The following is a 19044-nucleotide window of genomic DNA, read 5'->3' on the forward strand; positions in this document are numbered from 1 at the left end:
TCGCCCACCGGTTCCGGCGATCCGACCCGAACTGGAGGAACGATGACCACCACCCCGAATGTGCTGCTCGTGCACGGCGCCTGGGCCGACGGGTCCTGCTGGAACAAGGTGATCGAGCACCTGTTCGTCCGCGGCTTCGAGACCGTGGTGGCCAGCCAGCTGCCGCTGCGCGGCTTCGCCGAGGACGTCGCCGTCGTCACCCGCGACCTGGACGCGCTGACCGGACCGACGATCCTGGTCGGCCACTCCTACGGCGGCGCGGTGATCAGCCAGGCGGGTTCGGGCCGCGACGACGTCACCGGGCTGGTGTACGTCGCCGCGTACGCGCCGGCCGCGGGTCAGTCCGCCTTCCAGATCAACCAGGAATTCGGTCCGGGGCTGCCGAGCGGCGCGGATCTGGTGAACATCGGCGCGGACGACGCCCCGGATCTGATCATCGCCCGCGACCGCTATCACGCCGACTTCGCCGCCGACGCCGATCCGCACGAGGCCGCGCTGCTCGCCGCCACGCAGAAGCCGACTTCCGTTCTCTCCCTGACCGGTTCGGGCACCGCGACGCCCGCCTGGGAGACGCTGCGGGACAACACCTGGTACCAGATCTCCGAGTTGGACGCGATGATCCCGCCGGACCTGGAGACCAAGATGGCGTATCAGGTGGCGCCCGAGGAGCACATCGTGTCGCTGGCCACCGGGCACGCGTCGATGGTCACCGAGCCGGACGCGATCGCCGATCTCATCGCGCGGGCCGCCGGGCAGTAGGCCGTCAGCCGCTGGGCACGCCTTTCGCCGTCGCGCCGAGCAGGTCGCCGATCAGTTCGAGATATCTTGTGGCGCCGATGGTTTCGGCGTGCGAGCGGGCCTCCCAGCGCAGTTCGCCTGCTCGTTCGAGCTCGCCGCGGTCGTGACAGACCGTGGCCAGTTCGAGCAGGGCCGGGATCAGTTCGACCGGCGAGGCGTAGCGGCGAAGCAGGGCGACGGCCTGGTCGAGCAGGTTCGCGTCGACCCCGCCCGGCGCGGCCAAAGCCGTTGCGCGCAAGGCTCTTCCGATCGTGCCCGGCGTATCCCACAGCCGGGCCAGTTCGAGTTCCGTCGCGGCGAGTTCGTGGGCCTGTTCGCGTTCGCCCAGGCGCACGAGTTCCATGGCCGCGGAGCTGCGCCACGGGATGTGGGCCGGGTTGCGGATGCCCACCGCGGCGACGCGGCGGCCGCAGTCCATGAAGTGCGCGATCGCCTGGCGGGAATCGCCGCGGGCGGCGCAGGCCAGGCCTTTGACGTGGATGACCACGGTCCACTCCCAGGTCTCGGGGTTGGCGTGGTCGGTCACGCTGTCCAGCCACTGCTCGGCCTCGGTCAGCCGGCCGAGCCCGAGCAGGGCGTGCGCGTACTGGGCGACCAGCGCGAGCGGCGGCCGGATGGACTCGTCGCCCAGCGTGCCGACCGTCGGCGCGACCTCGCGCAGCGCCTGCCGGTAGTCGCCGCAGCGCAGCAGCACCTCCGAACGCAGGATGAGGCGATAGACGTCGATGGTGCCGAAGTGGTGATCGTTGCGCTGTTCGCTGAGCTGCCTGGCCAGCGCGAGATCGCCGGCCCACATGGACAGGTGCGCGAGCAGGCCGATCAGCTGCTGTGGCAACACATCCCAGCCGCGGGCCGGATCCGGCTCGGCCGGGAAGCGGGCGATCGTCTCGCGCGCGGTGCGTTGCACGCCGAAGGCGTCGTCCCAGGTGAGGACCGCCGTGGTGATCTGGTCGGTCGATCCCGTGGCGCGCAGTCCGGCGACGAAGTCACGCCAGGTCGCCGAGGTCAGTCCGGCCACCGCCCAGGCGGCGGAGCGAATGTTCCTGGCCGCCAGTGGGTCTCGCGCTTCCGTTTCGGTCAGCACCTCGCCGAGCAGGGCCATCGCCGCGCCGGCCTGCCACCGCGTCGACATCGTCCAGGCCAGCGGGATGAGCGCGGTCGGTGCGACGCGGCGGTCGCGCTGACTGTGCAGCGCTTCGTCCAGGTGTGCGCGGGCCGCGGCCGGGTTGGTCCACAGCTCGAGCTGGCCGAGCCGGACCAGGATGTCGTCGCGCCCCTCCGGCGCGGTGATCCGCAAAGCCGCCGCCAGTTGCCGGACGGCCTCGGCGATCAGGCCGTGGCGCAGGCACTCCTCGGCCGCGTCCAGCAGCACGACCGTCCAGCGGGCGTACTGCACGCCGACCAGCTCGCCCAAGTAGGCCGCGACCTGCCTGGCCGAATATCCGGCGCTGCGCGCCTGTTCGGCGGCGGCGATCCGGAAGCGGTCCGTGTCGGCGCGCCCGCCGAGCCGGCGAATCGTGTTGCCGATCAACCGATGACGGAGAATCGGTGGCGTCGCCGCGGCCAGAATGCCGCTGGCGGTGAGTAATTCGCAGCGATCGCGCACCAGGCCCACCGGCTCGGCGCAGGCGGCGGCGAGCACCTCGATGGTCGGGTCGAGGTCTTGCAGCACGGCGAGGGCGCGCAGCATGGCGGCGCCGCTCGGCGAGTACCGGTCGAGCAGGCGGCTGATCGACCGCGAATAGCAGCCGTCGGGTAGGTATTCCGGAATGCGTCCGTGGTCGCGCAGGGCGGCGAGATCGGTGATCAGCGCGCCGGCCAGCAGCGGGATATCGGCCGTGGCCTGCTGGATGTCGGCCGCCAGGCCCGGCGGGCACATGGTGCCGGTGCGTCGTTCGTACAGGGCCTCGATCGCGGCGACGCTGAGTCCGCCGGGGCGCAGTATCGCGACGGCGAGCGGTTCGATTCGGGCGTGTAGCGCAAGAATGGCCGGCTCCCAAGAGCTTTCGTCCAATGCCAGGACGAAAAGCACGGGCATTCTGCGTAGTCGCGGTGCGACGGCGGTCAGTATCCGGACGGAACGCTCGTCGAGCTGTTCCGCGTCATCCACCAGTACCACGAGCGGCTCCGTGGCCGAAGCTTCGATCAGCATGGCGCACAACGCTTCTGCTACCTGAGCGTCGGTGTCTTGCGGCGAGATCGTGGAACCCGTCAACTCGCCGATCAGGCCGGTCTGCGGTGCGCCGTCGCAGGGTGGCAGCAGATCGACCCGCCGGGCACCGGGCACCCGCCGAGCCACCTCGTCGAGCAGCTGGGTCTTGCCGTAACCGGGGCGGCCCGAAATCACCACGAGGCCACCGCTGCCCTTGGCCGCGCTCGCGGTCCATCCCGCGATTCGGGACAGATCGTGATCGCGCTCGAATACCAGCGGCGCGGTCGAATCCGGCTCCGGCCACAGTGCGGCCACCATGCCGAGCCGATGGCCCACTGCCTCCGCTGACCCTGACGTCGAAAGTTCAGGTACGGCAGCATCTTCCGACCGCATCGGGGCCGAGTGTGATTCGGCCGCCGGTTGCACCAGGCTTTCCCCGGCAAGTATCTGCTTGTGCAGCGAGCGGAGCTCCTCGCCCGGCTCCACACCCAGCTGATCTACCAGCAGATTTCGCGTCGCGCGGTAGACGTCGAGCGCTTCGGACTGACGGCCGCGGGAGTACAACGCGCGCATCAGCACGGCGCGGGGACGTTCGCGCAGTGGATGCTCCGCGGTGAGCACGCGCAGGCGATCGATCACCTCGTCCGAACGACCCAGTGCGACAGCGACATCGAGGCTTTCCTCGACCACGGCCAGCCGACGTTCGGCCAGCGCCATCCGTTGACGATGCGCGAACGGGCCCGGCAGTCCGGCCAGCGGTTCGCCCGAATACAAGGCGAGGGCCTGCGCGTATCGGGCCTCGGCCAGTGCCCAATCACCCGTTTCCCGCGCCCGGCCCGCCTCGCCGACCAGCCGGTCGAACACACCGAGGTCGGTCTGCTCGTCATCGATCCGCAGCTGATATCCGCCGTGCCCGGACAGCAGTACGGCAGGCGGTGTTCGCGGCCTGCGGTCCGGCTCGAGCGCCCGGCGCAGGGCCGACACGTAGGTCTGGATCACGCCGACGCCGCTGGCCGGCGGCACCCCGTCGTACAACGCGGCGAGCAGGCTCGCCGCCGACACCCATTGCCGCCGGCGGAACGCCAGCACGCACAGCACCGCCCGCCGCTGGGGCGGGCCGAGCGGGAGGACCGCGTCGGCCAGGTGCGCTTCCACCCCGTTGAGCAGCGTCAATCGCAGCACGGCGGGCGAGAGGGTGCCCGCGTCCGCCTGATCCATCTGTTCTCCACTGCCTCGTCGCGTCGCCTAGCTCGACCAGCGTAAACGGACCGGCGTCCAGTCCGGGCGGACGGATGCTCCGCTCGGGTGTGCTTTCACCGCCGGCCACGGTTACCGACAGTAGCCGCACCTGCTTCCGAGCTGGGCCGATGGCAATCACTGAGCAATCAGTCAGTGGCGGCCGCCACGCTGCCTCTCCGTGCCGGTAGTGACGCACCTCGCAGCGCAAAACTCGGGCGGCGGGGTGACCGTGCACACCGCGGTTCAGGCCGCGATCAACAACCTTGCGGCAACAGAGCGGTGAACACGGCGGACGTGGGTCAGCTCAAGCCGAGCCGGTGGGCCTGGGCAATCGCCTGCGGGCGGTCCCGAACGTGGAGTTTCGCGAACAAGGAGTTGATGTGGCTCTTGACGGTGCTGACGCCGATGAACAGTTCCTTGGCGATCTCGGAATTGTTGTGCCCCTGCGCAATCAAGGTCAGCACATCGAGTTCCCGTGCACTGAGCCCTAATTCGGCCACCGCAGCCGAAGTCACCGGTTCGGCCGCGGGCGCCGACAGCGAAGCGACCAGCCGCTGACCGACCTCGGCGGCGAACGTCGCCTGACCACCCGCGACCGCGCGGATGGCCGTGGCGATCTCCCTGCGCCCCGCGTCCTTGGTCAAATACCCACGCGCACCGGCCCGCAACGCACCCGCGATCGATTCGTCGTCGGCATAGGTGGTCAGCACCAGAACCGCGGTGCCGGAATGCTCAGCGGTGATCGCGGCCGTGGCGGCGACCCCGTCGAGGACCGGCATCCGCAGATCCATCAGCACGACATCGGGCGCGAAGCGGTGCACCAACTCGACCGCTTCGGCGCCGTCGCGGGCCTCGCCGACCACCTCGATGTCCGGCAGCAGCGAGAGCACGGTGGTCAGGCCCTCCCGCACGATGGTCTGATCGTCGGCCACCACCACCGTGATCACCGCTGCGGCACCGTCATTCGCACTGTCCACCGGTCACCCACCTTTCCCGCCTCGACCGCGCCGCCCAGCGCGCCGATCCGCTCCCGCATCCCGAGCAGCCCCGCGCCCATCCCCGAGGCCGACAGCAACCCGAGCCGGTCGGACAGCGGATTCGAGGCGAGGAGTTCCACCTGTTGCGCACCGACCGACAAGCGCAGCTCGACCTCCGCGCCCGGCGCGTGCTTGCGGGCATTGGTCAGCGACTCCTGCGCGCCTCTGAGCAGCGCGACGCTCACCTGCTCACCGAGCTGCTCGATATCACCCGACAGGTGCATCTTCACTTGACCGCTCGCGTTGCGATGCTCGGTCACCAATCGTTCGAATTCACTTGGCAGGTCTATTTTTTCGGCCCGCAGCGCACCGACGACCTGTCGCGCGTCATCGAGACCCGACGCGGCCAGCTCCCGCGACGCGCGGACCTTGTCGGCCGCCCGTTCCGTCTCGCCCGCGTCCAGCAGTGCGTCCGCGGCGTCGAGCTGCAACACCAGCCCGCCCAGGGTGTGCGCGAGCACGTCGTGCACCTCGCGGGCGATCCGTCCGCGTTCGGCCAGCGTGGCCGCGCGATCGCGCTCCGCCCGAATCTCCCGGCTCTGCTCCACCAGCAATCGATTCTGCTCGGCGGTCACCCGAAACTGCCTGCGGCTCAACCCCATCAGCGCCACCAGCAGCAGGCCGGCCAGCATCCCCAGGTAAGCACTCGGCGAGTGGTGCGCCGCCACCGACGACACCCCCACGGCGACCGCCTCGCCACCGATGATCAACGCCCCGAATGTAATCGAGTGCTGCACGACGGCGACACTGCCGAACGCGGCGGCGAGCAGCGGGATCAGCGACCCGCCCACCTGCGCGACGGTCAAACCACCGAAGACCGCCATCGCCCCGAGCACGGTTCTGCTCACCCACGGCTGTTCCATCGGACCCACCGCCCAGACCAGCAGCGCGAGCCCGGCGATCCCGACCATGACCAGGACCGGCACCCCCTGCCGCGCGAGTTGGTCGTCGCGGAGCAGCACGACCATGGCGACGACCCCGGCCAGGCGCAGCAGCCTGTTCGGGGTCGTCGGTGCGATGTACGCGCCGGCCGGCATCAGCTCAGTGTGCCCGAACCAGCGGCCGCGAACCGGTCAGCCGTTCGGCCCGCGTCGAGATGACCAGCATCCGGCCGAGCCGGTTGACCGCGAGCAGCACGATGATCGCGCCGGCCGAGACCACGGCCTGCGCCCCGAGATCGACCGCGACCACGTCGATACCGATGCGCACCGCGATCAGCACCACCCACAGCGCGGAGGCCAACGCCCCGGTGCGCACCATCAATTGCCCGTCCTGGCGGGCGAATTTCGACAGCACCCCCATCAGCGCGCCGACCGCCAGCCCGAGCACACCCTCGAAGACCAGCAGCACGATGTCCACGGTGTGTAGCGCGGGGGCGTTGTCCGCGGAGGTGAAGAGCGCCACGCCGACGATGCCGAGCACCAGCGGTCCCCGCCACATCCGGGCCGGATCGAACGGCCGCCATTGATTCTGTCGATAGATGATCCAGCCGAGTATCGCGACCACCAGCAGGGCGGTGAGCAAGTTGTTCGAGGTCATGCCCATAACCCTCGGGGAATCGCCGATTATCCGGCACCACCCGAGGGTGGATCCGCGGGTGGAATCCGCGGACTAGCCGACCGGGATCAACGCACCCGGCGCGAACCGCGGCACCGCGGGCGGCGCCGGCCGAAACCCACGCGGCATGGCCCGCAGGAACAGGAAGAACAGCACCACCAACAGCACCGCCCGGCCCCACACCCCGAACTGGACGAGCTTCTCCATCTGCTCCGCGGGGCGACCGGTGCCGAGCGCGTAGAAGTACCGGAACACGCCGATCCCCAGGGCCGCGTCGGCGACGAAGTATGCCGCGATCGCCGTCCACGGCACGTTCAGCAGCACCAGGAACGGCACCAGCCACAACGTGTACTGCGGCGAATGCACCTTGTGGAACAACAGGAATCCACACAGCATCGCGGCGCTCACCCCGACCCACGGGAACACGCCCGAGGCGAGATACCGCTTCCAGCCCAGCCACATAGCCAGGGCGAACGTGGTCAGGATCAACGTCGGCGAGGCGATCGACACCACCTGCTGGAACAGCGTCTCGCTCTGCGTGTCGGTGCCGAACAGCTGCCGAAGTCCCCAGTACCAAATGGAATTCGTGGTGATGTCGGCCTGCCGCAGCTGCTGGAAGGTGATCGACGCGCGCCAGCCCTCGTAGCCGGCGAGCGCGAACGGCAGGTTCACCGCGACCACGGTGGCGATGGCCGCGCCCGCCGTCATGAGCGCGCCACGAACATCCAGACCTGGTTCGTCGCGATCGCGCTCGACGCCGCCGGTGAGCACGTACACCAGCAGCGGCAGCACGAAAATCCCTGGGTACAGCTTGAGGCAGAAGCCGAGGCCGAGCAGGATCGCCGCGAGAATTCCCCTGGTACGCAACGAATATCGGGTCAAGGTAGCGACCACATACACCGCGGCCACCGCCGTGCACACCACCGGAAGTTCCCAGTTGTGGAAGGCATAGAGCACCAGCGGCGGCCCCACCGCCCACAGCAATGCCGCGCGCCCCGCGAGCCGGGCCAGCATCCAGGCGGTCAGCAACGCGAACGGCGCGAGCAGCAGCGCGGAGTGCCGCAGGAAGTCGGCGTCGTTGTGCGCGCCGATCGCGCCGAGCCACATCAAAGTGCCGCTGAGCACCGGGTATTCGACCGCGCCGCCGACCAGCGCGCCGTCGTCGGTGATGCCGCCCTGCACATAGGGAAAGACGTGCTCGTTGATGTCGCGGCCGAGCCAGAGGAACTGGATATCGGAGTAACAGACATCCGAATCCTTGCTGACATCGAATACCGTACTGCGACCGTCCGCGGTGAACGGCCCACCCGCACATCGCGCTTTGTTCGCGTACCCGAGCGCGAGCGTGAGCCCACACAGCACCAGCACCACCGCCGCCAGCGCCGCGCGACGAGGCACGCGGCGCGCGATCAGGTCGCGGGCGGCGAGTCCGGTCGGCATGTGGACCACCCTAAGCGGCGGAATAGGTCAACGTCCGCGTTCCCTCGCCGATGGGATCGATTTCAGTGGTCAGGGGCGGTTCATGTAGCCTTGTCGGGTTGCTGACGCAACGACCCTCCTGCCACGGAGAGCCCGTGGCCGTTTCCTAGTCCACAGGAGGTGATTGGTCCGTGCGTCATTACGAAGTGATGGTTATCCTCGATCCCAGTCTGGACGAGCGCACCGTAGCCCCGTCTCTCGAGACGATGCTCACCGTGGTTCGTACCGAAGGCGGCAAGGTCGACAAGGTCGATATCTGGGGCCGCCGCAGGCTTGCCTACGAGATCGCCAAGCAGGCCGAGGGCATCTACGCGGTGGTCGATCTGACCGCGGAGCCCGCGACCGTGAGCGAACTCGACCGCCAGCTCGGCCTGAACGAGTCGGTGTTGCGCACCAAGGTTCTGCGCCACGACAAGTAGTCCAGCAACCCTCGATTGCGTCGGTGCCTGACTCTAGGCTCTAGCGCAACAACGAGATGCGGACTGCACCCCGAGCAGGAGGAACCACATGGCAGGCGACACGGTCATCACCGTCATCGGAAACTTGACGGCCGACCCCGAGCTTCGATTCACGCCCGCGGGAGCGGCGGTGGCTAATTTCACCGTCGCGTCGACTCCCCGGATGTTCGACCGTAATTCGAACGAATGGAAAGACGGCGAAGCGCTGTTCCTGCGCTGCAATATCTGGCGCGAAGCTGCGGAAAATGTCGCCGAAAGCCTGACCCGGGGTTCCCGAGTCATCGTGAGCGGGCGGCTGAAGCAGCGCTCCTACGAAACCGCTCAGGGTGAGAAGCGCACCGTCGTCGAGCTCGAGGTCGACGAAGTCGGCCCCTCGTTGAAGTACGCCACCGCGAAGGTCAACAAGACCAGTCGTGGCGGCGGTGGCGGCGGCGGAGGCTTCGGATCCGGCGGCAGCGGTGGCTCCGGCGGCGGCAACGCCCCGGCCGGTTCCGGTGGCGGCGGCGGTCGTTCCGGCGAGGACGATCCCTGGGGCAGTGCGCCCGCGGCTGGCTCCTTCGGGGGCGGCGGCCGCGTAGATGACGAACCGCCGTTCTGATAACGGCAACTCATAGGTCTGCCTTGCGTGGACCATCACTGATTACGGAGTAAAAGACCATGCCTAAAGCGCCAGCGCGCGAAAAGGTGCTCAAGAAGAAGGCCTGCGCATTCTGCAAGGAAGCCAAGTCCGGAATCGTCAACATCGATTACAAGGACACGGCACTGCTGCGTAAGTACGTCAGCGATCGCGGCAAGATCCGCGCCCGCCGCGTCACCGGCAACTGCGTGCAGCACCAGCGTGACATCGCGGTTGCCGTCAAGAACTCGCGTGAGGTGGCCCTGCTTCCTTACGTGTCGACGGCTCGCTGAGTAAGGGAGACACGCAAATGAAGTTGATTCTGACTGCTGACGTGGACAACCTCGGTGCGCCCGGCGACACCGTCGAGGTCAAGGACGGCTACGGCCGCAATTTCCTGCTGCCGCGCGGACTGGCGATCGTGGCCAGCCGTGGTGCCGAGAAGCAGGTCGCGGGCATCCGCCGGGCGCAGGACGCCCGCAAGGTGCGCGACCTGGATCACGCCAACGAACTGAAGCAGGCCATCGAGAACCTCGATGCGGTCTCGCTTTCGGTGAAGACGGCGGGCACCGGCAAGCTGTTCGGCTCGGTGACCCAGGCCGACGTCGCCTCGGCCATCAAGACGGCCGGCGGACCCGTGGTCGACAAGCGCAGCATCGAGCTGCCGAAGTCGCACATCAAGTCGACCGGCAAGCACGGCGTCGTGGTGCACCTGCACCCGGACGTGGTGGCCAAGTTCGACCTGACGGTCGCTGCCAGCTGATATAGCACCACTTCGAAGGCCACTCCCGTGTTCGGCACGGGGGTGGTCTTCGGCTGTGCGATGCAGCCCACTTCTCTGAATAACTCATAGTTTGCCCGCTGGGCAGCTCTGCCATTCGGAACATTCTCGGCAAATCCGCGCTGGTCATCGGGGTTCCCGGTGCAAGGCCTGTGGATTACTCAGGAAACCGACCGGTGGCAATGTGATTCAGCTCATACCCGTCACACATGCTGTTAACCCAACACGCCCGGCTGTTCAACTTGGTCAACACGCCGCGACTTTATTCATCAACAGGTGGATAACCGCGGAAATCGATATCTATCAGCGGGTTTTGGCTGGATGACCTGGGTTTTCCCCAAGTTGTCCACAGGGGGTGCACACGGTTAGGTGAACAGTCCCCAACTTATCCACAGCTGTGTGCACAGTACGGTTTGTTGACCGCCCTCGGGTCGCCTAGGTTCGTCCCTACGTCGTGGTAGGCGCGGCCCGAACGTCCGGAATTCATGGATCTCGCAACGGTAGCTGGAACTCGCAGGTGGCCTCGGCCGGCGTGCGAGCGGCGGACACTGCCACTGCGCCATACGTGTCGGAGCCGGAGAGTAGGACCAATCATCAATAGGGTGAGCCCGGTAGGTGGAGAGAGGACGGTCGAGTCTCATGGCAGTCGTCGATGACCGTGGGCATGCGAACTACCCGCCCGAGCCGCCCGGTGAAGACTTCGGGCGTCAGCCACCGCACGACATGGCGGCCGAGCAGTCCGTGCTCGGCGGCATGCTGCTGAGCAAGGACGCGATCGCCGACGTCATCGAGGTGATGCGCCCCGGCGACTTCTACCGCCCCGCCCACCAGCTCATCTACGACACCATCCTCGACCTCTACGGTCGCGGCGAACCCGCCGACCCGGTGACCGTCTCGGCCGGCCTGGACCGCCGCGGCGAACTCAAGCGCATCGGCGGACCCCCCTACCTGGTCACGCTCACCCAGACCGTCCCCACCGCGGCCAATGCCAGCTTCTACGCCGAAATCGTCGCCGAGAAGGCGATCCTGCGCCGCCTCGTCGAGGCAGGCACCCGGATCGTCCAGTACGGCTACGCCGGCGCCGACGGCCAGGACGTCGCCGAGGTCGTCGACCGCGCCCAAGCCGAGATCTACGAGGTCACCGACAAACGCACCACCGAAGACTTCCTCCCACTCGAGGAACTCCTCCAGCCCACGATGGACGAAATCGACTCCATCGCCAGCCGCGGCGGCATCTCCCTCGGCGTCCCCACCGGCTTCACCGAACTGGACGAACTCACCAACGGCCTCCACCCCGGCCAAATGATCATCGTCGCGGCGCGCCCTGGCGTTGGCAAGGCCCTGGCCCTCGACACGCAATTGCCGACCCCGAGCGGCTGGACCACCATGGGCGAAGTCCGGGTCGGCGACGAACTCCTCGACGCCGACGGCCTCCCCACCCGCGTCGTCGCCGCCACCGACATCCTCACCGACCGCCCGTGCTACGAGGTCGAATTCTCCGACGGCACAGTGCTCGTCGCGGACGAGGAACACCAGTGGCTCACCGACACCCGGGCCTCCCGGCGGTCCGCACAGCAGGCGGCGACCGGCTACCCACAGCGCACCTTCGCCGCCGTCCGTACCACCGGCGACATCGCGCGCACGCTGCGCTGCACCACCGCCGATCGCAGGCTCAACCACTCCGTCACCAACGCACGCCCCCTACAGTTGCCGGCTCGCGACCTACTGGTGCCGCCGTACACCCTCGGCGCGTGGCTCGGAGACGGTACGTCCGCGGCCGCACAGCTCACTTCGGCCGATCCGGAAATCGTCGCCCGCATCGAAGCCGAAGGGCTGGTGGCGGTCCCGTCGCGGTCCGCGCACCTGCGGTATCAGCTACAACTGCCTGCCGATGAACCGATCTCGTCGCGCGAATGCGTGGTGTGTGGAGCGGAGTTCGTTCCATTCACCAGCGAGGTTCGTACCTGTGGACGTTCGTGTGGCGGCAAGGCCCGGTTCCACTCCGCGCCGGTCGCCGCGCCCACCTGCGCACACTGCGGGGGCCCGTCGATCGGGCTGCGATTGTGCCAGTCCTGCCGAAACACGGTAGGGAGTGTGCAGGCTCGGCTGCGGACGATCGGGGTGCTCGGTGACAAGCACATTCCGACGCAGTATCTGCGATCCAGTGAGGCGCAACGACGTGCGCTGCTCGCCGGTCTGCTGGATACCGATGGCACTGTGACGCATGGTGGTTCGGTGCAGTTCGCGGTCACCAGCGAACGGTTGTTCCGGGACGTTCAGGAGCTGGTGGTCAGCCTCGGATACCGCTGCCATGTGTCGACCAAGCGGGTTCGCGGCCGGTCCGAGAGTTCGTCGACCGCCTACACGATGACCTTCGCCACCGACGACGAAGTATTCGGCCTGTACCGGAAAGCGCTGTTGCACAAGGAACGCCGAGCGAGCCGCAGCACCGCGCGATCCGGTTCCCGGTACATCGTGGACGTCCGGCGCATCGACAGCGTGCCCGTCCGCTGTGTGGAAGTCGACAACGCCGACCATCTCTACCTGGCCGGGCGATCGATGGTGCCGACGCACAATTCCACACTCGGCATGGACTTCATGCGCAGTTGCTCGATCAAGCATGGGTTGCCCAGCGTTATTTTCTCGCTGGAGATGAGTCGTACGGAAATTGTCATGCGTCTGTTGTCGGCCGAGGCGAAGATCAAGCTCGGGGATATGCGGTCGGGGCGGATGAGTGACGACGACTGGACCAAGCTGGCGCGGCGGATGAGTGAGATCAGTGAGGCGCCGCTGTTCGTCGACGACTCGCCGAACCTGACCATGATGGAGATTCGGGCGAAGGCGCGCAGGCTCAAACAGCGCCACGATCTGAAACTTGTCGTGGTGGACTACCTTCAGCTGATGAGCTCGGGTAAGAAGGTCGAATCCCGGCAGCAGGAAGTCTCGGACTTCTCCCGAAGCCTGAAGCTGCTCGCCAAGGAACTCGAGGTTCCGGTGATCGCGATCAGTCAGCTGAACCGTGGTCCCGAACAGCGAACCGACAAGCGCCCCATGGTGTCCGACCTTCGTGAATCCGGATCCCTCGAGCAGGACGCCGACATGGTCATCCTGCTGCACCGCCCGGACGCCATCGAACGCGACGACCCCCGCGGCGGCGAAGCCGACCTGATCGTCGGTAAACACCGTAACGGCCCCACCGCCACCATCACCGTCGCGCACCAGCTGCATTTGAGCCGGTTCGTGGATATGGCCCGCGGCTAGGGCCTCGCGCTCGAGGTATCTCGCCGCGTTCCGCCCAGCATGAAGGGTGCGAATTTCTAGGCCCTACAGGCGGTTTCGCGAGGGGTGATCCGGTTCGTGCGACCGACCGCGCGGCCCACCGTGTTGCGTACCGCGAGGCCGGATCGGGTGCGGGGCACCATGAGTCTGGAGAGCAGGGGGACGCGTCGCTGCCGCGGTCGCACTTCGCGGCGGAGCCGCGACTCGTAGGCGGCAAAGGCGCGGGCGTGATCGCCGTCGTGGGCGGCGAGTTCTTCCGCGAGGGCATGTGCTCCGGCCATCGCCATGCTGGACCCGTCGCCCAACAGGGCGGTGGCCGCCGCCGCGTCCCCGAGCAGTACGACCCGTCCGCGCGACCACGAGGGCATCCGGACGGTCGTCAGCGGGTCGAAGAACGGGGCCGGGTGGTCGAGATAGGATGCCACGAATTCCGTTGCCCGCCAAGGCATGTCGGCATACGCGTCGGCCACGGTTTGCTTGTGCAGAGCGATGTTTTTGCGGTCGTGCGGCGCCTGCGGTGCGGCCCGGAAGGTGAAGATCGCGAGCGGCGTGGTGCGCGAGGGGTGGACGACCAGCATCCGGTTCGGCACGGTCAGCATCGTCAGCTCGCTCGGGTCGTCGATGGCGTCGGGTTCCAGCGGGACGGTCGCGCCGTATAAACCCAGGTCGCGCACGAACTGCCGCTCAGGCCCGAACACCAGCCGCCGCACGGTGGAGTGCATCCCGTCGGCACCGACCACCAAGTCGAAACGCCGGGGCGCGGACCGTCGAAAGGTGACGTCGACCCCGCCTTCGTCCTGATCGAGTGCGGTGACCGAGTCGTCGAACACGAACTCGGCATCGCCGCGCGCGGACCGGTGGAGTACCTCGGACAGGTCGGCCCGGGTCACCTCGACCGTCGACCCTCCCGAGGAGGGAAGTCGCAGGACTCGGTTGCCAGCCGGGTCGAGCAGGGTCAGCGACCGATTGCGGGTGGCGAGCTCGTGCAACTGCGGAAGGATGCCCATCCGCTCGGCGACCGGTATCGCGGGTCCCTTCACGACGATCGCGCTGCCGCCGGAGCGCAGCTGCCGGGCGTGCTCGACGACGGTCGGCCGGTATCCATTCCGGGCGAGCCAGTACGCGAGCGCGGGCCCGGCGATTCCGGCACCGACTATCAGTACCTCGGGCTTCTTCATGACATGACCTCTCGGAGCGCCGACGACCACATTCCCGCCGTCTAGGTACGATGAATTTCGTACTCGAGTAGAACACGCCCCTCAGGTACGATGCAATACGTACCTGAAGGAGGTGTCCGTGGCCGGAACAAACCTGGCCGGTCCGGCGGTCGAGGCGCTCGAGCTGGGCGTGGTGCTTCGCGCTCTCGCTGACGAGCACCGCCGTTCGGTGATGACGGAGTTGGCCGCCGACCGCACCGACGGCGAGCGCGGCTGTAACTCGTTCGGTCTTCCGATCTCGAAGCAGACCCAGACCCACCACTTCCGGGTCCTGCGCGAAGCAGGCCTCATCGACGAGATCGACTACGGCAACCGCAAGGGCATCCGCCTACGACGCACGGACCTCGAGAGCAGGTTTCCCGGACTGCTCGCACTCTTGGAAGCCGAACACCAGCCCCCATCGAAACCTGCGTAAACCGTAGAGGTTTACGAAACGCTGGAAGTTAAACGCCCTGTGCGACAACTGAATCGGCTCAGTCGAGCACGGCGTACGCCTCGACCTCGACGAGCACGTCGGGCTCGAACAGATAGTCGACGCCGATCGCCGACACGGGTGGCAACGGCTGAGGTATCCCCAGCTCGTCTACGACGCGCTCGATGCCCTCGACGAAGTCGGGGTACTTGTCCGGGGTCCAGTGCGTGACGAAGAACCGCAGACGCACCACGTCGGCGAAGCTTGCCCCGGCCCCGGCGAGGCCGCGCGCGGTATTGCGCAATGCGTGCGCGACCTGACCGGCGAGGTCGCCGGTCGCGACCGGGTTGCCTGCGGCATCGCGAGCGATCTGGCCGGCCACGTGCACGTGGCGAGTGCCCGTGCCGATCGAAACATGGTGGTACGGAACAGGACCGAACATTCCCTCGGGGGTCAGCAACTGCACTGCCATCGGTGTCCCTTTCACTGTCGGAGTAGGTATCCGATGTCTACCTGGTACCCCGAGGGCACTTCAACGAGACTAGGTGTCATGCAGGAAACCGCTCCACCACAATCGGCCGCCCCTCAGCTCACCGCGCAACACCGCGAACTGCTCGACCACGTGCTCGATAAGTGGTCCCTCCAGATCCTCGACGCACTGTGTGAACGAGGGACCCTGCGCTTCAACGAACTCCGTCGAACGATCCCCGCCGTGACCCAGAAGTCACTCACGGCCGCACTCCGACGCCTGGAGCGCAACGGCATGATCGAGCGCGTCGTCACCAGCACCCGCCCCATCGCCGTCGAATACCGCCTCACACACCTCGGCCGATCGTTGCAAGACCTCATCGACGCGCTCCTGCGCTGGACCACCACCACCCTGCCCGACGTCGAGCGCGCCCGCAGGCGCTTCGACGAGCAGGATCGAACTGAAGAAATGCCGTCTCGTTGAGACGCGAGTGTTGTCCACCAACAACCCCCAAGCACAAGCGGTACTGCGGAAACGGACCCACGGCACCATCGGGCTACGAACCGCAATGCGCGTCCTCACCCAACCGCTGTCAGCCATAGATCAGGCCGCGGCGTATTTCACCGCCGGCCGGGTCCGCGTTCACTGAACAAATGCCGCCGGCGCTTCGACAACAACCACTGACCACCTAGGTCCCGCAAATTCTGAAACCTGAACCGGGACTTCCAATCCCCTGTGGACGGCTAGCAGATGCCTGGTACTTCGCCGTGGATGAGGACCTGGATCAGGCACTGGAGGTTCGAGCTGCCCGAGCTCGGGGCGGGTGCGGGGTCAGCGGTCGCGGCAGGCGCGGCCACCAGTGCCGCGAGGACGAAAGCAGCGGCCGAGAGGGACACTGCCACGCTGTTTCTTACGTTCACACCAATCTCCTTGTCTAGGACCTCAGGTGACGGTATCGATGTTCGGGCGATCCGCCCAGCCCCTACTTGTGCCGGTGCCGGAGACGACCAGGCCGGCGGAACGCCTCACCGCCTGTCACGTCGCAACCACCACCCGCCGCGACGAGGGCGATTCCGAGATGGTCGCTGAAAGCGACTGGTGCCCAGTCAGGTTCGGGCCGGCGCCTGCTGGGCCAGGTCACGGGCTACTTCGACGGCGATCTCGATGGTGCGGGCGAGAAGTGGGGATTGGGCGCTGCGGCCGGGTGGGGAGTGTAGGTAGATCTTTCGGGTGGGGGTGGGGGCGAGGTGGTGGACTTGGAGATCCGGCCATCCCTCTGGCCCGTGGATCGCGCCGCAGGAGCGGCAGATGACGTGGTGGATCGTCAGCCAGGGGAGGACGGCGAGGCCCATGCCGGCGCGGACCATCGAGAGGATGGTTTCGTTGCCTGCGGAGCGGAATACGATGTGCGGCTGGGCGCCTGCGTTCGCGAGGGACTGTTCCAGTCTGGGCTGGTCGCAGGTTGCGGGCCAGGCCACCATCGCTTTTCCGTCCAGTAACCGCGCGGGCACGGGGCCGGCGGGCAGGTTGTCCGGAAGTGCCACCGCCAGATAGGGGTCTTCCATCAACAGGACGGATTCCGTTGTGTCGCTGAGTAATCCGTCATAGAACAGCAGGTCGAGTTCGCCGATCTGCGCCGCGTCCGGTTCCGCTTCGGAGAGCCGGATATCGCAGTTGGGCTGCTCGTCTCGAAGGCGGCGCAACACGGTCGGCAGGATCGCGTTGGAAACGCTCTGCAAGGTGCCGACGTCGATGCGCCCGTCGCCGGCTTTGAATCTATCGACCGCATGTCCCAACGCTTCGGCTTTCGACAGCAACGCGCGGCCTTGTTCGAGCACCACGGCACCGAGCGGGGTTATCCGCACCGGCCGCGGCCCGCCCGGCCGATCGAAGACAGCGCCGCCGACGGCCTTCTCCAGCGCTGCGATGTGCTGGCTGACGCTCGACTGGGTGTAGCCCAAGCGATTCGCCGCCCGGGAGAACGTCCCCTCTTCGGCAATCGCGATCATGGTGGTCAGCTGCCGTAGGTCGATCTCGGCCATGCTCTATATATAACAGATCACGATGGATACCATCGTAAATGATCGCTTTTATTGATGTCTCACAGCTCATAGCGTCGACGGCATGACAACAATCGCCGACACCGGCACGAAGAACTACACCCGGCAGCCACTCGGGTTACCGACCCTGGCATGGACCTTGGGGGCGTGCCACCTCATCGCGCGAGCCGGCGGGTTCGTGCAACCGATGCTGGTGCTGTATCTGACTCAGGAACAGCGGATGACCCCGATGGCCGCGGGTGCGGTGGTGGCGGCCGTGGGCATCGGCGACTTCGCCTCGCAACTCCTGGGCGGTTGGCTCGGCGACCGGTTCGGCCGTCGGCAGACGATGCTCCTGGGGTTCCTCGGAACGGCAATTGCCTTGGCCGCCTTGGGATCTGCCGAAACGGCACCGGCCATCTGGGCCGCGGCCGTCGGCTACGGCCTCACCGCCGGGCTCTTCCGTCCGGCCGGCTCGGCGGCCGTGGCGGACCTCCCGCCCGAACAACGGGTGCGGGCCTACAGCCTGCTGTACTGGGCGGCGAACCTCGGATATGCCGTCGCCGCAACGGGTTCCGGGGTGTTGGCCAGTCACGGCTACGGCCTGCTGTTCTGGTTGAACGCACTCGCCATGCTGGCCGCGGCGTCGATCGTGGTGATCGCGGTGCCGGAGACGCATTCGACCACCAGCCGCGCTCGCCGCGCGCTGCTGCCGATGCTGCTCGGCGACCGCCTGATGATCACCATGGCCCTGATCCACATCGTCTACTTCACGCTGAATATGCAGGCGTTCGCCACGTTGCCGCTGCTGATGACCGCGCAGGGGTACGGCCCGAGCACTTACGGCGCGGTGATCGCCGTCGACGGACTCGCGATCGTGATCCTGCAACCGCTGGCCGTCGCCCTGCTGGCGCACCGCGACCGCGGAACGGTCCTCGCCGTCTCGATGTTGCTGGCGGGCATCGGCGGAGTTCTCGCCGCCGTGGCGCAGAGCACCGCAGGCTATGCCGCCGCGGTCCTCGTCCTCGGCCTCGGGCAGATCGGGATGGCGGTCCAGTTCAGCGCCACGTTCGCCGACCTGGCGCCGACCGAACTGCGCAGCGGATACCTGGGCGTCGCGTCGAGCACCTGGAGCCTCGGCACCATCCTCGGCCCGCTGGTCGGCACGACGCTGTTGCAGCACACCGACCGAATCTGGCTGGGGACAGGCGCACTCGTCACCGGGCTCCTGCTCTTCGCCGCACTGAAAGCGGTCGCCGGCTCCCTGCGCGAACGGCAGACGGCCACAACTCTTCCCACGAAAGGAACACCCGCATGACCACCATGACCGACACCGAATGGCACTCCTTCGTCACTGCCGGAACAAGACTCGCCCACGTAGCCCTCACCCGCGCCGACGGGCAACCCCATGTCACCCCGGTCTGCTTCATCCTCGACGGCGACGAGCTCGCCTTCGCCCGATCCGGCCTCGGCTGATTCTCAAATCTTAAACGGGAATACAGTTTCATTAG

At 67.3% G+C, this 19044-nt stretch carries 19 protein-coding genes; 10 read left to right on the forward strand and 9 right to left on the reverse strand.

The window, feature by feature from the left end:
* Nucleotides 1-42 precede the first annotated feature (42 nt).
* A complete protein-coding gene (locus tag AB0M22_RS13685; RefSeq protein ID WP_364725173.1) occupies nucleotides 43-759 on the forward strand; it encodes an alpha/beta hydrolase in 717 nt (238 codons plus the stop codon).
* Nucleotides 760-763: 4 nt separating this feature from the next.
* On the opposite strand, the gene AB0M22_RS13690 is transcribed toward AB0M22_RS13685, so the two are convergent.
* From AB0M22_RS13690 to AB0M22_RS13710, 5 genes are all read right to left on the reverse strand, one after another.
* Complete coding sequence (locus AB0M22_RS13690; protein WP_364725176.1) at nucleotides 764-4168, reverse strand: BTAD domain-containing putative transcriptional regulator; 3405 nt, start codon at nucleotides 4166-4168, stop codon at nucleotides 764-766.
* 320 nt (nucleotides 4169-4488) lie between these two features.
* Nucleotides 4489-5166 (reverse strand): response regulator transcription factor, encoded by a 678-nt coding sequence (locus AB0M22_RS13695; protein WP_364725179.1) that lies wholly within the window; start codon nucleotides 5164-5166, stop codon nucleotides 4489-4491.
* Nucleotides 5133-6263 carry a histidine kinase gene (locus tag AB0M22_RS13700; RefSeq protein ID WP_364725182.1) on the reverse strand — a complete coding sequence of 377 codons (1131 nt, stop codon included), beginning with the start codon at nucleotides 6261-6263 and terminating at the stop codon, nucleotides 5133-5135. Before AB0M22_RS13700 ends, AB0M22_RS13695 begins: the two co-directional genes overlap by 34 nt.
* A 4-nt stretch (nucleotides 6264-6267) precedes the next feature.
* A complete protein-coding gene (locus AB0M22_RS13705; protein WP_364725184.1) occupies nucleotides 6268-6765 on the reverse strand; it encodes a hypothetical protein in 498 nt (165 codons plus the stop codon).
* Nucleotides 6766-6837: 72 nt separating this feature from the next.
* Entirely contained in the window at nucleotides 6838-8223 is a 1386-nt protein-coding gene (locus tag AB0M22_RS13710; RefSeq protein ID WP_364725187.1) for a hypothetical protein, read from the reverse strand.
* A gap of 170 nt (nucleotides 8224-8393) precedes the next feature.
* Here AB0M22_RS13710 and rpsF point away from each other — a divergent pair, with 170 nt between their 5' ends.
* The 5 genes from rpsF (at nucleotide 8394) to dnaB (ending at nucleotide 13378) form a co-directional block, all read left to right on the forward strand.
* A complete protein-coding gene (rpsF, locus tag AB0M22_RS13715) occupies nucleotides 8394-8681 on the forward strand; it encodes a 30S ribosomal protein S6 (protein WP_150400327.1) in 288 nt (95 codons plus the stop codon).
* 88 nt (nucleotides 8682-8769) lie between these two features.
* Nucleotides 8770-9318, forward strand: coding sequence for a single-stranded DNA-binding protein (locus tag AB0M22_RS13720; RefSeq protein ID WP_364725191.1), 549 nt, complete (start codon nucleotides 8770-8772; stop codon nucleotides 9316-9318).
* Between the two features lie 59 nt (nucleotides 9319-9377).
* A complete protein-coding gene (gene rpsR / locus AB0M22_RS13725; protein ID WP_014989074.1) occupies nucleotides 9378-9629 on the forward strand; it encodes a 30S ribosomal protein S18 in 252 nt (83 codons plus the stop codon).
* Nucleotides 9630-9646: 17 nt separating this feature from the next.
* Nucleotides 9647-10099 carry a 50S ribosomal protein L9 gene (gene rplI / locus AB0M22_RS13730; RefSeq protein ID WP_150400329.1) on the forward strand — a complete coding sequence of 151 codons (453 nt, stop codon included), beginning with the start codon at nucleotides 9647-9649 and terminating at the stop codon, nucleotides 10097-10099.
* A 657-nt stretch (nucleotides 10100-10756) separates the two neighbouring features.
* Complete coding sequence (gene dnaB, locus AB0M22_RS13735) at nucleotides 10757-13378, forward strand: replicative DNA helicase (protein WP_364725195.1); 2622 nt, start codon at nucleotides 10757-10759, stop codon at nucleotides 13376-13378.
* A 56-nt stretch (nucleotides 13379-13434) separates the two neighbouring features.
* On the opposite strand, the gene AB0M22_RS13740 is transcribed toward dnaB, so the two are convergent.
* On the reverse strand, nucleotides 13435-14574 hold the full coding sequence (locus tag AB0M22_RS13740; protein ID WP_364725198.1) for an FAD-dependent monooxygenase: 1140 nt from the start codon (nucleotides 14572-14574) through the stop codon (nucleotides 13435-13437).
* 118 nt (nucleotides 14575-14692) lie between these two features.
* Here AB0M22_RS13740 and AB0M22_RS13745 point away from each other — a divergent pair, with 118 nt between their 5' ends.
* Complete coding sequence (locus tag AB0M22_RS13745; protein ID WP_364725201.1) at nucleotides 14693-15028, forward strand: ArsR family transcriptional regulator; 336 nt, start codon at nucleotides 14693-14695, stop codon at nucleotides 15026-15028.
* Between the two features lie 58 nt (nucleotides 15029-15086).
* Here the strand turns inward: AB0M22_RS13745 and AB0M22_RS13750 are convergent, their stop codons facing one another.
* Entirely contained in the window at nucleotides 15087-15497 is a 411-nt protein-coding gene (locus tag AB0M22_RS13750; protein ID WP_364725204.1) for a RidA family protein, read from the reverse strand.
* Nucleotides 15498-15575: 78 nt separating this feature from the next.
* On the opposite strand from AB0M22_RS13750, the gene AB0M22_RS13755 reads away from it, so the two are divergent.
* Nucleotides 15576-15977, forward strand: coding sequence for a helix-turn-helix domain-containing protein (locus tag AB0M22_RS13755; RefSeq protein ID WP_364725208.1), 402 nt, complete (start codon nucleotides 15576-15578; stop codon nucleotides 15975-15977).
* A gap of 260 nt (nucleotides 15978-16237) precedes the next feature.
* On the opposite strand, the gene AB0M22_RS13760 is transcribed toward AB0M22_RS13755, so the two are convergent.
* On the reverse strand, nucleotides 16238-16414 hold the full coding sequence (locus tag AB0M22_RS13760) for a hypothetical protein (protein ID WP_364725211.1): 177 nt from the start codon (nucleotides 16412-16414) through the stop codon (nucleotides 16238-16240).
* A gap of 186 nt (nucleotides 16415-16600) precedes the next feature.
* Entirely contained in the window at nucleotides 16601-17536 is a 936-nt protein-coding gene (locus AB0M22_RS13765; protein ID WP_364725214.1) for a LysR family transcriptional regulator, read from the reverse strand.
* A gap of 82 nt (nucleotides 17537-17618) precedes the next feature.
* Here AB0M22_RS13765 and AB0M22_RS13770 point away from each other — a divergent pair, with 82 nt between their 5' ends.
* Together AB0M22_RS13770 and AB0M22_RS13775 are read left to right on the forward strand one after the other, a co-directional pair.
* On the forward strand, nucleotides 17619-18851 hold the full coding sequence (locus AB0M22_RS13770; protein ID WP_364725217.1) for an MFS transporter: 1233 nt from the start codon (nucleotides 17619-17621) through the stop codon (nucleotides 18849-18851).
* Nucleotides 18848-19009, forward strand: a complete 162-nt coding sequence (locus AB0M22_RS13775; RefSeq protein WP_364725220.1) for a hypothetical protein — start codon at nucleotides 18848-18850, stop codon at nucleotides 19007-19009. Before AB0M22_RS13770 ends, AB0M22_RS13775 begins: the two co-directional genes overlap by 4 nt.
* Nucleotides 19010-19044: the final 35 nt, after the last annotated feature.

Source organism: Nocardia sp. NPDC051756, assembly GCF_040681495.1.
GTDB lineage: Bacteria > Actinomycetota > Actinomycetes > Mycobacteriales > Mycobacteriaceae > Nocardia.

Coding starts and splice junctions, on each gene's coding strand:
- AB0M22_RS13685 (WP_364725173.1), top strand. CDS start 43: ATGACCACCACCCCGAATGTGCTGCTCGTGCACGGCGCCTGGGCCGAC.
- AB0M22_RS13690 (WP_364725176.1), bottom strand. CDS start 4,168: ATGGATCAGGCGGACGCGGGCACCCTCTCGCCCGCCGTGCTGCGATTG.
- AB0M22_RS13700 (WP_364725182.1), bottom strand. CDS start 6,263: ATGCCGGCCGGCGCGTACATCGCACCGACGACCCCGAACAGGCTGCTG.
- AB0M22_RS13705 (WP_364725184.1), bottom strand. CDS start 6,765: ATGACCTCGAACAACTTGCTCACCGCCCTGCTGGTGGTCGCGATACTC.
- AB0M22_RS13710 (WP_364725187.1), bottom strand. CDS start 8,223: ATGCCGACCGGACTCGCCGCCCGCGACCTGATCGCGCGCCGCGTGCCT.
- AB0M22_RS13720 (WP_364725191.1), top strand. CDS start 8,770: ATGGCAGGCGACACGGTCATCACCGTCATCGGAAACTTGACGGCCGAC.
- rpsR (WP_014989074.1), top strand. CDS start 9,378: ATGCCTAAAGCGCCAGCGCGCGAAAAGGTGCTCAAGAAGAAGGCCTGC.
- rplI (WP_150400329.1), top strand. CDS start 9,647: ATGAAGTTGATTCTGACTGCTGACGTGGACAACCTCGGTGCGCCCGGC.
- dnaB (WP_364725195.1), top strand. CDS start 10,757: ATGGCAGTCGTCGATGACCGTGGGCATGCGAACTACCCGCCCGAGCCG.
- AB0M22_RS13740 (WP_364725198.1), bottom strand. CDS start 14,574: ATGAAGAAGCCCGAGGTACTGATAGTCGGTGCCGGAATCGCCGGGCCC.
- AB0M22_RS13750 (WP_364725204.1), bottom strand. CDS start 15,497: ATGGCAGTGCAGTTGCTGACCCCCGAGGGAATGTTCGGTCCTGTTCCG.
- AB0M22_RS13755 (WP_364725208.1), top strand. CDS start 15,576: ATGCAGGAAACCGCTCCACCACAATCGGCCGCCCCTCAGCTCACCGCG.
- AB0M22_RS13765 (WP_364725214.1), bottom strand. CDS start 17,536: ATGGCCGAGATCGACCTACGGCAGCTGACCACCATGATCGCGATTGCC.
- AB0M22_RS13770 (WP_364725217.1), top strand. CDS start 17,619: ATGACAACAATCGCCGACACCGGCACGAAGAACTACACCCGGCAGCCA.
- AB0M22_RS13775 (WP_364725220.1), top strand. CDS start 18,848: ATGACCACCATGACCGACACCGAATGGCACTCCTTCGTCACTGCCGGA.